Below are 17,871 nucleotides of genomic sequence, written 5' to 3'. Positions count from 1 at the left end.
GGATTGACAGGCACGTACCCGGATGGACGGATGCCGTCCTCTAGGGGCTTTACTTGATTTGAGAGGGGAGATGATCAGAATGGCTTTTGATAAAGAAATCGAATTTTGGAAAGCGAAACTCGATACTGAAGATACGCCTACGACTTTGCCCTACACGAGCACTCCAAGCAGTGAAGCGGCACGACATTATTCCGTTTCTGTTACGATGCCTGCTGAAATTTCGGAACGAATTATTCGCATGTCTAAGGGCTCGCATCAAGCAGCCTTCATGATTTTACTAGGTGGCATCCAATGCTTGCTGCACAAATACACGAGCGAGAATCGCATCGTCATCGGCATGCCTATCGTGCGAAAAGCAGGGGAGAAGAGACTTCCCATCAATCAAGTCGTCCTATTGAAGGAGAATGTCAATGAAGAGCTCACGTTCAAATCCTTGCTTACTTCACTGAAACAATCCTTTACAGAAGCGATTCGACATCAGCATATCCCCTTCCGGCTCATAACTGAGCAGATGAATGTACAAGAAAAGAATGGCTTGCCTGTCATCAATACGATGGCAGCTCTGAAGAATATACATACCGTTAACTTTATTCCAACGGTTGTTGCAGATGTATTGTTCCAATTTGAGTTCGAAGCTGAGAACCTCCTTTTGAGCGTTGTATATAACGAACGTGTCTATGACTCGGTATTTATATCGCAAATCATTGAGCATTTGCAGCGCGTGCTGAGCATCGTATTGCTTGAGCCAAATACGAATTTGGGGGATCTTCGCTTGCTTTCGGATGAGGAAACATCGCTGCTCCTGCACGGATTTAATACGACGGCTGCAGAGTATCCACGTGACCGAACAATTCATGAACTCTTCACGGAACAAGCACGTCGCACGCCGGATGCTGTTGCGGCAGTTTATGGGCAGCAACAGTTAACATATGCCGAGCTAAATGGAAGGGCGAATAGGCTGGCGCGTACGTTACAGAACGCTGGCGTTCGATCCGATCAGCTCGTTGGCATCATGGCCGAACGGTCGCTCGAAATGATTGTAGGCTTGCTAGCCATCATGAAGGCTGGCGGGGCCTATGTTCCGATCGACCCTGAATATCCGCAGGAGCGCATTCGTTATATGCTCGAGGATTCGGGAGCGCAGACGCTACTGCTTCAAGACCATCTTCGCGAGCGTGTCACCTATGAAGGCACGATCGTGGATATGAATAGCGAACATAATTATCATGACGACGAGACGGAACTTTCCTTTGTGTCCGATTCAAGCAACTTGGCATATGTCATCTATACTTCGGGCACGACAGGCAATCCGAAAGGGGTCATGATTGAACATAGAAGCGCAGTCAATGCGCTGTTGTGGAGAATTCGGACATACGGGCTTTCTTCCTTCGACCGGGTTCTGCAATTGTTTTCATTTTCCTTTGACGGCTTCGTCATGAGCGCGTTCTGCTCATTATTGTCCGGCGCAGGTTTATTTTTACTTAAGGAAGAAGACGCGAAGGATCCGCTCGCCTTGCATGGCGCTATCAGCCAATCGGGAATCACGCACTTCATTTGCGTACCCAATCTATACGGAGCGCTGCTCAATGTGATGCAGGCCGAATCTGTGTCTACGCTGCGTACAGTGACATTGGCTGGCGAGAGTGTCAGCAGTGCATTAGTAGCTAGAAGCAAGGAGCAGCTTCCTGATGTAAAGCTGTTTAATGAATATGGCCCGACAGAGAACAGCGTCGTGGCGACCTGCGCAATCGGCCTCGAGAAGGATCAACCCATCACCATTGGTACACCGATCTCTAATGCGAGTGTGCTGATTTTGAATACTTCTGGTGAGTTGCAGCCGTTACATGTGCCGGGCGAATTATGCATAGCCGGTGAGGGACTGGCGAGAGGTTACTTGAACCGTCCGGAATTAACGGAAGAGAAATTTGCGGCTCATCCATTTGTGCCAGGTGAACGCATTTACCATACTGGTGATTCCGCCAGATGGCTGCCGAACGGCACAATTGAATATTTGGGACGGATTGATCACCAAGTCAAAATCCGTGGATTCCGTATCGAGCTGGGCGAAATCGAGTCGAGCTTGAAGAAGGTAGCGGGTGTGCGAGAGGTCATCGTGGATGCTAGGCCGGACGGTAATGGCCAACATATGCTGTGTGCGTACATGGTAGCTGACGCTGAGCTTACTGTGACGGAATTAAGGGAGGCGTTGTCTTCCAATCTGCCGGATTACATGATTCCTTCTCACTTTGTGCAGATGGAACAGCTGCCACTTACGCCAAGCGGCAAGTTGGATCGCAAGTCATTGCCCGATCCCCAAGCTAACATGGTTATTGGCACGGAGTATATTGCGCCTCGTACTCCACTTGAAGCACGACTTGCGCAAATCTGGCAGGAGTCGCTTGGTGTGGAAAGGGTCGGCATCAAGGATAATTTCTTCGCCCTTGGCGGACACTCGCTGCGGGCAGCTACATTGGCAAGCAAGCTTCACAAGGAGTTGAACGTCAATGTGCCGCTTCGGGATTTGTTCCGCAATCCGACGATCGAAGAATTGGCTTTGCTTATGGATGGTATGGAGCAGCAGGAGTTCAGCGCGATTGAACGGGTGAAGGAAAGCGAGTATTATTCGGTATCTTCAGCGCAAAAGAGGCTGTATGTCCTGCAGCAGCTCGAAGGTGCGGAACAGAGTTACAATATGCCGGGTGCCATGCTGCTGGAGGGACTGCTGAATAGAGAACGCCTCGAAGCCTCATTCCGCAAGCTGATTGCACGACATGAGACACTGCGTACCGGATTCGAGCTGATGGACGGAGAACCGGTGCAGAAGGTGTATCAGGATGTAAGCTTTGCCATTGAATATATGCAGACAAGCGAGGCGGAAGCGGCGCAGAAAGCCCGCGAATTTATCCGAGCGTTCGACTTGATGACTCCGCCGTTGATGAGGGTTGGCTTAATTAAAATGGCACCGGATCGACATGTGCTCCTCTATGACATGCACCATATCATTTCTGACGGTGCATCTATGGGAGTCGTAGTAGAGGAGTTCGCTCGGTTGTACGGGGGTGAGGAGCTGCCACCGCTGCGTATTCAATATAAAGACTTTGCCGCTTGGCAGCAGTCGGAAGCACAGCAGAAGCGTTCGAAGCAACAGGAGACCTACTGGTTGCAAACATTTGGCGGAGAACTGCCTGTACTTGAGCTTCCAACGGATTACGCGCGTCCAGCCATTCAGAGCTACGAAGGGGAGACCTATGAATTTACGGTCGATTCGGATATAAGTACGGCATTGCAACGCCTCGCAGCGGATAGCGGAACGACGTTATACATGGTTCTGCTCGCAGCTTACACGGTGCTGCTGCATAAGTACACGGGTCAGGAAGATATTGTCGTCGGCACGACGAACGCAGGGAGAATGCACGACGATTTGCAGCCGCTTATTGGTATGTTCGTCAATACGCTCGCAATTCGCAATTATCCGGCTGGAGAATCGACGTTCCGTGCTTATTTGGAACAAGTGAAGGAGCAGGCGTTAGCTGCATTTGAACACCAGGAGTACCCATTCGAAGAGCTTGTTGAGAAGCTTCATGTTACAAGAGACATGAGCCGCAACCCGCTGTTCGATACGATGTTCTCCCTACAAAATATGGAGAACAAGGATTTTGAACTTCCAGGACTCCAATTGAAGCCGTATGGCTTCGAACACCAAATATCCAAGTTCGATCTCAGCTTGGACGTTGCGGAAGGAGCGGATGGGCTCGCTTGCAGCTTGGAGTATGCTTCGTCCTTATACAGACAAGACACAATCGTAAGAATGGCGGATCATTATCGACAGCTGCTTCATTCAATTACACAGTCGCCTGAGGCGCAAATCTCCGTGCTCGGGATGTTGACGCCGGGTGAGCAAGAGCAAATTCGATTCAAGTTCAATCATGATCCGTCAGAAATGGAGCAGAAGCACACGGTTCATCAACTCTTTGAGGAGCAGGCCGCTCTTACACCGGAACGAACTGCGGTCGTGCATGAGAATGAACAACTGTCGTATCGGGAGTTGAACGAGAGGGCGAACCGTCTGGCACGTACGCTTCGTCAACACGGCGTGCAGCCGGAGCAGCTTGTCGGCATCTTGGCAGACCGTTCGTTGGACATGATCGTGGGCATTATGGCGATCTTGAAGGCAGGCGGCGCTTACGTTCCAATTGATCCGAAATATCCGGAAGAACGTATCCGTTACATGCTGGAGGATTCCAAGGCAAACGTATTGGTGACGCAGAGCCATTTACAGTCTCTCTCATCGTTTGACGGTACATGGGTTCTACTTGATGATGAGTCATCCTATGCTGAGGATGCTGCCAATCTTGTGTCCATCACTGAACCACAACACCTGGCTTACGTCATTTATACATCGGGCACGACGGGACAGCCGAAGGGTGCGATGATCGAGCACAGACAACTGACAGTTATGGCGAAGGCTTGGGAACGTGAATATGGTCTGCGGGAAGAGAGCATTCGCTGGATGCAATGGGCGAGCTTCTCATTTGACGTATTTTCAGGTGATTTGATTCGTGCGCTGCTGCATGGCGGGGAACTGGTTCTTTGCCCTGAGCATGCACGTGCGAATCCGGCTGAAATCTACGAATTGATCCGGAAGCATCGTCTTCATATGTTCGACTGCACGCCGTCTATCGTCATTCCGCTTATGGAATATGTGTATGAGAACAAGCTGGATATTAGCAGCTTGAAGCTTGTCGCCGTTGGATCGGACTATTGCCCGCCGGATGAGTTTCAGAAGATGCTGGATCGATTCGGTTCGCAGTTCCGCATCATTAATAGCTATGGCGTGACTGAGACATGCATCGATGCCAGCTATTATGAACCAACGACTCCAACTGTTCCAAGAGCGCTGCCGATTGGAAAACCATTGCCGGGTGTAACGATGTACATTATGGACGGACAACGTTCCTTGCTTCCGGTTGGTGTCATCGGTGAGCTCTATATCGGCGGCCCATGCGTCGGTCGCGGGTATTGGAATCGTCCAGAGATGACGAGCGAGAAATTCGTCGCAGATCCATTCCTGCAGGATCACCGAATGTACCGCACTGGGGATTTGGCTCGCTGGATGCCGGATGGCAACATCGAATATTTAGGCCGTATCGACCATCAAGTGAAAATACGCGGTTACCGCATTGAGATCGGCGAAGTCGAGTCCAAGCTTCTCAAGGTGGAGACTGTTCGGGAGAGTGTCGTCGTGGCGCGTCAGGATCCGAACGGGTCAAAAGCATTATGCGCTTATTTCGTTGCGGATCGCAAGCTGACGGTGAGTGAACTGAGAAGCGCATTGGCCGATGAATTGCCCGCATATATGATTCCATCCTATTTCGTTCAACTGGATCGCCTGCCGCTCACACCGAACGGGAAAGTCGATCGCAAGGCGCTGCCTGCCCCGGAAGCGGGTGCGCACACGGGGATTGAATACGTGGCGCCACGCACGGAAGAGGAGTTAGCGCTGGCGAATGTATGGCAAACCGTCCTTGGTATTGAACGAGTCGGTGTGCTGGATCATTTCTTTGAGCTTGGAGGCGACTCCATCAAGTCTATCCAAGTTGCTTCCCGATTGCAGCAAGCAGGCTATAAGCTTGAAATTCGGGATCTGTTCAAGTATCCAACGATTGCCCAACTGGGATCCCACTTGCAGAGGGTAAGCAAGGTTGCAGATCAGGGCGAAGTATCAGGTGACGTGCCGCTTACACCGATTCTTGGATGGTTTTTCGAACAGCAGTTTGCCGACGCGCATCACTATAACCAGTCGATCATGCTGTACCGGAGAGAAGGCTTTAACGAAGCGGCAATCCGCAATGTACTTCAGGCAGTAACGGAACATCACGATGCGCTGCGCATCGTATTCCGACGGAATGATCAAGGTGATTATACAGCTTGGAATCGCGCAATCGAAGAGGGGGAATTGTTCCATCTGGAAGTTCTGAACCTTACTGGCTCAGCATCAGGTGATCATGAGCAGAATGTACGGCAGATCATTGAAGCCAAGGCCACGGAGATTCAGCGCAGCTTCGACCTGCACGATGGGCCGTTGGCAAGAGCCGGATTGTTCCGTACCGATGAGGGGGATCATCTTCTGCTTGTCATGCACCATGGCGTTGTTGACGGTGTGTCCTGGCGCATCTTGCTGGAGGATATCGCTACTGGATATGAACAAGCGTTGAAGGGAGAGCCTGTTCGGCTGCCTGCCAAGACGGACAGCTTCCGCACATGGGCGAATCAGCTCGCGTCATATGCACGAAGCGAAGCCATGATAGAGGAACAAGTCTTCTGGGAACAGGCAGAAGCGAATGCAACGAGTATTTTGCCTTTGCCGAAGGATTTCGAAGCGGAGACATCCTTGCAGCAGGATAGCGAGTCGGTCGTAGTGGAATGGAGCCGGGAGGAGACGGATATGCTGCTGAAGCATGTTCACCGGGCTTATAACACGGACATGAACGACATTCTGCTCGCGGCGCTCGGCATGGCTATACAGCAATGGTGTGGACATGAGAAAGCCCTAGTTACACTTGAAGGACACGGCCGCGAAAATATCATGCCGGAGCTTGATATTTCGCGCACTGTGGGGTGGTTCACGAGTGAATATCCATTCCTGCTCGAGAGCGATCCGAACAAGAGTTTGTCCTATCGAATCAAACGAATGAAGGAAAATTTGCGACGTATTCCGAATAAAGGCATCGGTTATGGCATTCATCGATATTTATCGGACTCAGGTATGTCTGGTACGGAAAATGTATCACGATCAGAAGCATCAGCTCAGCCAGAAATCAGCTTCAACTATTTGGGACAATTCGATCAGGATTTGCAGAACAATGAGATGGAAGTCTCTCCATATTCGGGCGGCGCAGAGATAAGCGTTCGTCAGGCTCGTAACACCACACTTGATTTTAACGGGATGATATCGGCTGGGGTTCTTGCATTGGAAGTGAGCTACAGCAGCAAGCAATACCGCCGCGATACGATCGACCGACTGGCAGGATTGCTGAAGGGAAGTTTGCAGGAGATCGTTGCCCACTGCGCATCGAAAGATAAGCCAGAATTGACACCAAGTGACGTATTGGTTAACGGGCTTGGTATTGAGGATCTGGAGCGTATTGCGGAGCAGACGAGGGATCTCGGGGACATCGAGAACATTTATGCACTGACGCCGATGCAGAAGGGAATGTGGTTCCATAATGCGATGGACGGTCAAGCGGGCGCTTATTTTGAACAGACTCGCTTTACGATTCAAGGAGAGCTTGACGTTCAGCTATTCGCAAGCAGCCTAGATGTACTCGCGACGCGCCATGCGGTGCTTCGCACCAATTTCTTCAGCGGCTGGAACGGAGAATTGCTGCAAATTGTATACCGGAACAAGAATCTGGAGTTTAGTTACGAGGATCTAACGGAATTGCCGGAGCATGAGAAGCAGGATCGAGTTGAAGCGATGGCGCAAGCTGACAAGCAGCGGGGCTTCAATCTGGAGCGCGATGCGCTCATGCGGGTGTCCGTGTTGCGGACGAGCGTGAACTGCAGTCATGTCATTTGGAGCTCTCATCATATTCTGATGGACGGCTGGTGCTTGCCGCAGCTCACGCAAGAATGGCTCGAGACGTATTCCGATTCCGTAAATGGACGGTCAAGCAGCCGATCGGGAGCATCGCCATACAGTCTCTATATTGAATGGCTGTACAAGCAGGATTACACAGCTGCATCCCAGTATTGGAGCGACTATCTGTCGGATTACGATCAGCAAACAGTTCTTCCTCAGAAGAAATCGAGCGGGCGCAGCGATGTATATATTGCTGACAATCTCGTATTTGAACTGGGCGAGGCTTTAACTGCGAAGATGCATCGGGTAGCGAAGCAGCATCAGCTGACGCTGAACACGCTAATGCAGGCGGCATGGGGCATTATTTTGCAGAAGTACAACAATACCGGCGACGCTGTATTCGGCGGAGTCGTATCGGGCAGACCGGCGGAAATCCCAGGCATTGAATCCATGATTGGACTATTCATTAACACCATTCCGATTCGTGTTGTGTGTGAAGCGGATGACAGATTTGCCGACGTGATGAAGCAACTTCAGGAGAAGGCACTGGAGTCAGGGCGGTATGATTATTATCCGCTGTATGACATACAGGCGCTCAGCGCTCATAAGCAGGATTTGATTAATCATATTCTGGTGTTCGAAAATTACCCGATGGAAGAGCAAATGGAACAGGCTGGTGATGAGCGGGGACAATTGAACATTACTGACGTGCGGGTGGCCGAGCAGACGAGCTATGATTTCAATCTCGTAGTGATGCCTGGCGAGGATATGATGATTCGCCTCGAGTACAATGCCTCCATGTATGCTCGAGCAGATATGGAGAGAGTGCGGCAGCATCTGATTCATGTCCTTGAGCAGGTAACAGCTGATCCGGCCATTGCTGTGAAAGATGTCCGTCTGGCGACCGACGACGAGAAGGCAGAGCTTCTGACGGCATTCAATGATACGGAAATCGAATATCCTCGCGAACAGATGATTCATCGGATGTTCGAGGAGCAGGTTCAGCGGACGCCGGATGCGACGGCGGTGTTGTACGGAGCAGATACGATGACCTACCAGGAGATGAATGATCGTGCCAATCAGTTGGCGCGGACACTGCGAGCAGCAGGCGTTGTTCCGGATCAGATCGTCGGCATTATGGCGGAACGATCGTTAGAGCTAATGGTTGGCATCATGGGGATATTGAAAGCTGGCGGCGCTTATGTGCCAATCGCGCCGGATTATCCAGAAGAACGCATCCGATATATGCTGGACGATTCCGAGGCTCAAGTACTGATTGTTCAAGGCAGCGTGGGTGATGCAATTGATTTTGCTGGCCGCGTTATTAATCTGGATGATGCTGACTCGTACGATCAGGATAACTCAAACCTTGAGGTGGTCAACAAGCCAACCGATATCGCCTACATCATCTATACATCTGGTACGACCGGACGTCCGAAAGGGGTTATGGTCGAGCATACGTCAGTCATCAACCGCTTGTTGTGGATGCAGAAGCGGTACCCGATTGGCGCGGATGACACGATTATGCAGAAGACGGCGATCACGTTCGACGTATCTGTTTGGGAGTTGTTCTGGTGGGCATTTGTCGGCTCGAAGGTGCTTATGCTTCCAGTTGGCGGGGAGAAGAATCCGGCAGCAATCGTTGAGGCGATCGAACAGTACGAAATTACGACGATGCACTTCGTGCCATCAATGCTGCACGCCTTCCTCGAGCATATCGAGCAGCTGCCTGAGGCAGAGCGTGATCGTCTGTCTCCACTCCAGCAGGTGTTCACGAGCGGTGAGGCGCTGTTGGCATCGCAGGTCGAGCGATTCCATCAGTATGTTGTACCTGCCAGCGGAGCACGACTCATCAATCTGTACGGTCCGACAGAGGCAACGGTAGATGTCACGTACTTCGACTGCGAACTAGGCCAAACGTATGTGAGTGTGCCGATTGGCAAGCCGATTGACAATACACGCATCTATATCGTGAACGAGCACAATCAAGTACAGCCGATCGGCATCGCGGGCGAACTGTGCATCGCGGGCGTCGGATTGGCGCGCGGATACTGGAACCGTCCAGAACTGACAGAAGAGAAATTCGTATTGGTGCCTTCCGTGGGTGAACGGATGTACCGAACGGGTGATCTCGCGCGGTGGCTGCCAGACGGCAACATCGAATATTTAGGACGGATTGATCATCAGGTGAAAATCCGCGGCTATCGAATCGAGCTTGGCGAGCTGGAGACTGCGCTGCTGAATATTGACGCGGTTCGGGAGACAGTCGTCGTTGCGAGGGAAGACGAGAGCGGACAGAAGTCACTTTGCGCCTACTATGTAGCAGACGGAGAAGTAACAGTAAGTGACCTGCGAGCCGCACTTGCCGCCGAACTGCCGAGCTACATGATTCCATCATACTTCGTAAGGCTGGAGCAGATGCCGCTGGCGCCGAACGGCAAGCTGGATCGCAAAGCTTTGCCGGTACCAGAGAGAAGCCTTCAAGTTGAATCGGAATATGTTGCGCCGCGCACGGAAGCGGAACAGATGCTGGCAACCGTATGGCAAGCCGTACTTGGCATCGAACGTGTCGGGATAACCGATCACTTCTTCGAGCTTGGCGGAGATTCTATCAAGTCCATTCAAGTGGCAGCAAGAATGCAGCAGGCGGGCTTCAAGCTTGAAATTCGCGACTTGTTCAAATACCCAACGGTTACACAGTTGGTTCCATACATGCAGCCGATTAATCGAACGGCTGATCAGGGAGAAGTAGTCGGTGAGGTGCCGATGACACCGATTCTTCATTGGTTCGAGCATCAGCAGTTTGCGAATCCGCATCATTTCAATCAGTCGGTAATGCTGTATCGCAAGGATGGCTTTGTCGCAGATGCAGTGCGCAAGGCGCTTCATAAGTTGGTTGAACACCACGATGCGCTTCGTATTGTAATTCAGAGAACGGAACAAGGAGAATTTTCGCTCTGGAATCGATCCCTAGTAGAGGGCGAACTCTTCAGTATGGAAGAGATCGATTTAACGGATCAGTCGGATTTCGCCGCAGCGATTGAAGCGGAAGCAAACCACATTCAAGGCAGTATTGATCTACAGGCAGGGCCTTTGGTCAAGGCAGGCTTATTCCACGGCAGTGATGGTGATCACTTGCTGCTCGTTATCCACCACGCAGTCATCGATGGCGTGTCTTGGAGAATATTGCTTGAGGATCTCGCATCAGGCTACGAACAGGCGCTGAATCAACGCCAAGTACGTCTGCCGATGAAGACGGACAGCTTCCGTACATGGGCGGAACAGCTAGTAGAGTACGCGAATAGTCCAGCGATGGATAAGGAATCTGCTTATTGGCTCGGCGTCGCGCAGACGGAAGTGGCCGCCCTGCCTAAAGACAGCGAGTGCACGGTTTCCTTGCAGCGCGACAGTGAATCCGTCGTGCTCGAGTGGAATCGGGAAGATACAGAACGGCTTCTGAAGCATGTTCACCGTGCTTACAACACCGAAATGGATGATATTCTGCTCACAGCGCTTGGCAGGGCACTCATGAAGTGGCGCGGCATCGAGCGCATACTGGTTACGCTGGAAGGGCATGGTCGCGAGTCCATTATACAAGGCATGGATATTACGCGGACGGTTGGCTGGTTTACGACCGAATATCCGTTTGAGCTCGGGATGGAAGCGAACGACAGTCTTGGATCTCAGATCAAGAAGGTAAAAGAGGATTTGCGCCGCATTCCGAACAAAGGAATCGGGTACGGTCTGTTCCGGTATTTATCCAATTCGGGCAAACAGGCTTGGAATGATGCGCCAGCGACACAAATTCGTTACAACTACCTGGGACAGTTCGATGCGGACTTGAGTAATAACGAACTGAGTGTATCTCCATATGCAAGCGGTTCGGAGATTAGCGATGAGCAGGAGCGCAAGTATCCGCTCGATATTAACGGCGTGATCGCAGAAGGCCAATTGACACTGGGATTAAGTTACAGCGTCAAGGAGTATCGCAAAGAGACGATGGAGGAATTGGGCGATTTCCTTACAGAATCACTGAAGGAAATTATCGCACACTGCGAATCACAGGAACGGACGCAATTGACGCCAAGTGATGTCTTGTTTAAGGGACTTAGCTTGGAGTGGCTGGATCGGATATCTTCGCAAATGCAGCATATCGGCGAGATCGAGAATGTATATGCATTGACGCCGATGCAGAAGGGAATGTGGTTCCACAGCGCGATGGACAGTCTGACGGGGGCGTACCATGAGCAGACGATGTTCACATTGGAAGGTACGCTTGATGTGGAACTGTTCTCCAGCAGTCTGAACGAATTGGCGAAGCGGCACGCTGTGTTGCGAACGAACTTCATTAGCGGCCCTCAAGGCGAACCGGTACAAGTCGTATTCCGGAACAAACCAATCGGATTCTCGTTCCAGGATGTGCGCGCTTTGAATGAAGAGGAGCAGCAATCCTTCATTAAGGAAGCGGTCAGCAGTGACCAACTGCTTGGCTTCGATCTCGCACAAGGTGCCCTGATGCGCGTATCGGCTATCCGTACAGGGGAATTGAGCTGCCGTGTACTGTGGAGCTCTCACCATATCTTGATGGACGGCTGGTGCCTGCCACAGCTGATGCAAGAGCTGTTCGATACGTATGCCGCCTTGCTGCAGAAGAAGTCGCCGGATAGAACAGCGGTTCCAGCTTACAGCCAATACATTGAATGGCTAGGGCAGCAGGACGAGGAGGCGGCCGGGACTTATTGGTCTGCATACTTGGCTGATTACGATCAGGTAACAGAGATCCCGCAAGAATCATCGGCGGGAATCGATAGCGAACCATATAAGGCTGAAAAATGGAGTCGTGAATTGGATGCTGGCTTGAGCGCATCCATTAGCCGGACGGCGAGACAGCATCAGGTTACGCTTAATACTTTACTGCAAGCGGCATGGGGCGTTATTTTGCAAAAATACAATGGCACAAATGATGTTGTTTTCGGCAGCGTCGTATCAGGCAGACCAGCAGAGGTGCCAGGCATTGAGACGATGATCGGCTTATTCATTAATACGATTCCGATCCGCGTCAAGTGCGAGGGAAGCACCAGCTTTGCGGAACTGATGGGGCTGCTTCAAGAACAAGCGCTGGAGTCCGGCAAGTACGATTATTATCCGCTGTATGAGATACAATCTCGCAGTGCGCTGAAGCAGAATGCGATCAGACAAATTATGGTGTTCGAGAACTACCCGATGGACGAACAGCTAGAGCAGGCGGGCGGTGACGAGCACGGTATGCCATCCTTAACTGATGTAGCGGTGGAGGAACAGACCAATTACGACTTCAACTTGATCGTTGTACCGGGAGAACAAATCTCTATTCGGTTTGATTACAATGCTAACCGCTTCGTACAAGCAGACATGGAACGGTTGATGGGGCATTTGAACAATATTTTGGAGCAGATCGTAGACAATCCACGGATTGCTGTAGAAGATCTGGAGCTCGCGACGGAAGCCGAGAAGTCGGAAGTAGTCCAATCATTCAACGATACATTTACGAATTACCCTCGAGACATGATGCTGCATCGCTTATTCGAGGAACAAGCCGAACGACATCCTGATGCAGTAGCCATCTCCTTCCGAGATTTCCAGATGACGTATCGTGATTTGAACGATCGGGTGAACCGATTGGCACGTACACTGCGGGCAGTCGGAGTTGGAACGGATAAGCTGGTAGGCCTCATGTCTGAACGTTCGCCGGATATGATTATTGGTATTCTGGCAATCTTGAAGGCAGGAGGCGGGTATGTGCCAATCGATCCGGAATATCCGGGAGAACGGATTCGGTACATGCTTGAAGATTCCGGTGCGCGAATCATGCTGGCACAGCAGCATTTAACGGGGAAAATTCCAGTCATGGACGCATCACCACTTGATGCAATTATCAATCTTGACACCGAAACATCCTATGACAGCAACGGTTCGAATCTTGAGGCGAACACAGACGCAAGCAGCGAGAACTTAGCCTGTGTAATCTACACATCCGGCACGACGGGTAAGCCGAAGGGGAACTTGACGACGCACCGCAATATTGTACGTGTGGTGAGAGAAACCGAGTATATCGACATCACAAATCATGACAACGTGCTGCAAATGTCCAGCTATGCATTTGACGGGTCGACCTTCGACATCTATGGTGCACTGCTGAACGGGGCCAAGCTTGTTCTTGTACCACATGAGACGCTTCTGGAAGTACGGCAATTGGCTGAGTTGATCGTACAAGAGAAGATTTCGGTTATGTTCATCACGACGGCGTACTTCAACGTACTGGTTGATGTCCAGGCTTCCTGCTTGAGCAATATTCGGGCTATCTTATTCGGTGGCGAACGGGTATCTGTCAGCCACGTTCGCAAGGCGCTCAATCATGTCGCGCCAGGTGCACTCAAGCATGTATACGGCCCGACGGAGAGTACCGTATTCGCGACTTGCCACGATGTGCACGAAGTCACGGAGAATGCGGTGACGGTACCGATTGGACGTCCGATCAGCAATACGTCAATCTATATCGTTGATGCGAACAATAAGCTGCAGCCAGTAGGCGTTGCCGGCGAGTTGTGCGTGGCAGGTGATGGATTGGCACGAGGATATTTGAATCGTCCAGACTTGACGGCAGAGAAGTTCGTCGATTCCCCGTACGTCCAGGGAGAGCGGATGTACCGCACGGGAGACTTGGCGAAATGGCTTCCTGACGGTTCCATTGAATATGTTGGCCGAATCGACCAACAGGTGAAAATTCGCGGATATCGGATTGAGCTAGGAGAAATCGAGGCGCAGCTGCTGAATGTAGAGGATGTGCAGGAAGCGGTCGTCGTCGCACGAGACACTGACACAGGCGAGAAGCAGCTATGCGCCTACTATGTAGCGATGCGTCCGCTTGAGGCGAATCATTTGCGCGAAGTGATGGGTCAAGCTATGCCAAGTTATATGCTTCCAGCGCACTTTATTCAGCTGGAACAGCTTCCACTCACACCGAACGGCAAGGTAGACCGCAAGGCGCTGCCGGCTCCGGAAGAAGGACGGAGCGGAGAGACTTTCGTTACGCCGCGGACGCCGCTTGAAGCACAGCTTGTTCAAATTTGGCAGGATGTGCTCGGTATTAGCAGTATAAGCGTGACGGATCATTTCTTCGAGTTGGGTGGTCATTCCCTGAAGGCGACGCTGCTCGTAAACAGACTGCATCAGGAGCTTAATATCGAGTTGCCGTTGAAAGACGTATTTCAATATCCGACGCTTGAAGTGATGGCGAAGCGACTCAGCAGCAATGCGGAGGGAAGCAGGCATGTGAGTATCCCGGTGGCGGCTCCAAGCCAGCATTATCCGGTGTCTTCGGCTCAAAAACGCTTGTATATTCTTCATCAGCTTGAAGGGGCGGAACTGAGTTACAACATGCCGAACATGATGCTGCTTGAGGGAGCTGTGGATCTTGGGCGATTGGAAGAAGCCTTCAAGAGACTGATTGAGCGCCATGAAACGCTGCGCACTGGATTTGAGATTGTGAACGGCGAGCCTGTGCAACGGATTTACCCGGAAGTAGACTTCGCAATCGAGCATGTGCTCGCCAGCGAGGAAGGTGCTTCGAAGCTTATGCAGCAGTTTGTGCGTTCCTTCCAATTGGAGAAACCGCCTCTGCTGCGAATCGGAATTATCGAATTGTCCGAAGAACGTTCCATTCTCATGTTCGATATGCATCATATCATCTCAGACGGTACGTCGATGGGCATTCTCATCAATGAGTTTGTCCACTTGTACAGTGGGGCAGAGCTTACGCCGCTGCGGATTCAATATAAGGATTACGCCGTATGGCAGCAATCGGATACTCAGCAGAAGGCAATGAAGCTGCAAGAAGGATATTGGCTGAAGGTGCTGGGTGGAGAGCTTCCGGTGCTGGAAATGCCGACGGACTCCATTCGTCCGACAACGCAAAGCTTCCGCGGAGATTTGCTGCAGTTCGATCTAGATCCAGTAAGAAGTGCGGGGCTGCGGAGAATTGCAGCGGAGAACGGAGCCACAATGTACATGGTGCTTCTTGCGCTGTACAAGACGATGCTGCACAAGTATTCCGCTCAAGAGGACATTATCGTAGGTACGCCGATCGCAGGCCGGAACCATGGAGACTTACAGCCGCTTCTCGGTATGTTCGTCAATACGCTGGCCATTCGAAGCTATCCGGCTGCCAGCAAGACTTTCTTATCCTATTTGGATGAAATAAAAGAAACAACGCTTGGCGCCTTCGAGAATCAGAATTATCCATTCGAAGCATTGGTCGAACAGGTGCAAGTGATGCGCGATATGAGCCGCAATCCGGTATTTGATACGATGTTTATTTTGCAAAATGCGGATCAAGGTGAAATGAAGATCGATGGGGTACGACTCCAGTCGGTGCCGAATGAACACACCGTATCCAAGTTCGATTTGACCTTCCAAGCGGAAGAGGATGAAGCGGAAATCGTGTGCAGCATTGAATACGCAACAGATTTATTCAAGCGAGGCACGATTGAGCGAATGGCAAGACATTTCGAACAATTAGTCGATGCGGTGCTGGATAACCCGCAAGCAAGTCTGTCTAACTTGAGCATGGTAACCAATGAGGAAAAGGCGCTGCTTCAGGATAAGTTCAATGATACGGATATGGCGCATCCAAGCGACAAGACGGTTCATGAACTGTTCGCGGAACAGGTGGAGCGGACACCAGATGCTGTTGCTGTCGTCTCTGGCTGCGAGCAATTAAGCTACGGAGAGCTCAACCGGAAGGCGAATCAGCTAGCGTGGAAGCTGCGTGAGTATGGGGTGACCGCAGAACAGCCTGTCGGGATTATTGTCGAGCGAACGCTGGATACAGTCGTCGCAGTGATGGCCGTACTCAAAGCATCGGGCACATTCGTACCGATCGATCCCGAGTATCCTGAGACGCGTATTCGCTATATGCTGGCAGACAGCGGGGCTAAGCTGGTGTTGGCGCAATCGGAGCTGCCGGGGATCATTCCTGATGACGTCCGCCTAATTGATGTACGCGATGAGTCCCTGTACCAAGGCGACGGAGCTGACGTACCGAATGGCAGCAAACCGTCCAACCTGCTCTATATCATCTACACATCCGGAACGACAGGCAATCCGAAAGGGGTCATGCTGGAGCACGGCAACATGGTCAACCTGCTGCATTATCAGCAGAAAGGCACGAACATTCCGATGCCTTCGCGGATCTTGCAATATGCGTCCGGCAGCTTCGATGTATGCTATCAGGAAATGTTCTCTGCGCTCTTGTTCGGCGGAAGCTTGTATATGGTCGACAATGAGATGCGCAAGGATCCGGTGCGCTTGTTCCAGGAAATCGAAAAGCATGAAATCGACGTGTTGTTCATTCCAGTGGCGTTCCTGAAATTCATCTTCGCCGAGCCAGAGTGGGCCGAAGCATTCCCGCGCTGCGTTCGCCATATCATTACGGCGGGCGAGCAGTTGGTCGTGACACCGCAAGTGCAGGCGTGCTTAAAGCGACTCGATATCTGCCTGCACAACCATTACGGGCCATCAGAGACTCATGTCGTGACGACCTACACGATGACGCCGGAAATTATCGAGGTTGGTCTGCCGCCAATTGGCAAGCCAATTGCGAACACGAGCATTTACATCGTGAACGACAGCTTCGAGCTGCAGCCGATCGGCGTGAAGGGCGAGCTCTTCGTATCCGGGGCATGTGTCGGACGCGGGTACTGGGGAAGAACGGACTTGACGGAGGAGAAGTTCCTAGATAACCCGTTCGTCCCTGGTGAGCGGCTATACAAGACAGGTGACGTAGCGCGCTGGCTTCCAGACGGCAGCATCGATTATGTGGGCCGAAGCGACCATCAGGTGAAAATCCGGGGCTTCCGCATTGAGCTGGGCGAGGTGGAATCGCAGCTCTTGCATGTACCGGCGGTACAGGAGGCGACCGTGGTGGCACTGGAAGATCATGCCGGCCAGAAGCAGCTGTGCGCGTATTTCACAGCAGAGCGCTCGCTCACGGCGGGCGAGCTGCGGGCAGTATTGTCGCAGGAGCTGCCAGGCTACATGATTCCGTCCTACTTCGTACAGTTGGAGCGGCTGCCGCTGACGCCGAATGGGAAGATCGATCGGAGAGCGCTGCCGAAGCCAGAAGGCGGCATTGAGACTGGAACGGAGTATGTCGCGCCGCGTACAGATACGGAAGCAAGACTTGCACGCATTTGGCAGGATGTATTGGGGTTACCAAGCGTAGGCGTGAAGGACAACTTCTTCGAGCTGGG

1 protein-coding gene is annotated in these 17,871 nt (G+C 51.7%); it reads left to right on the top strand.

The annotated features are described in order from the left end of the window. Positions 1-79: 79 nt before the first annotated feature. Positions 80-17,871 (top strand): non-ribosomal peptide synthase/polyketide synthase (locus tag BP95_RS30330; protein WP_051614084.1); only part of this gene is annotated, 17,792 nt, incomplete at its 3' end.

Origin of the sequence: Paenibacillus sp. UNC217MF, from assembly GCF_000686865.1 — a bacterium.
Classification (GTDB): Bacteria; Bacillota; Bacilli; order Paenibacillales; family Paenibacillaceae; genus Paenibacillus_B; species Paenibacillus_B suaedae.
Note: the sequence above shows the minus strand (reverse complement) of the source record. Positions and strands in the feature narration are given on the sequence as shown.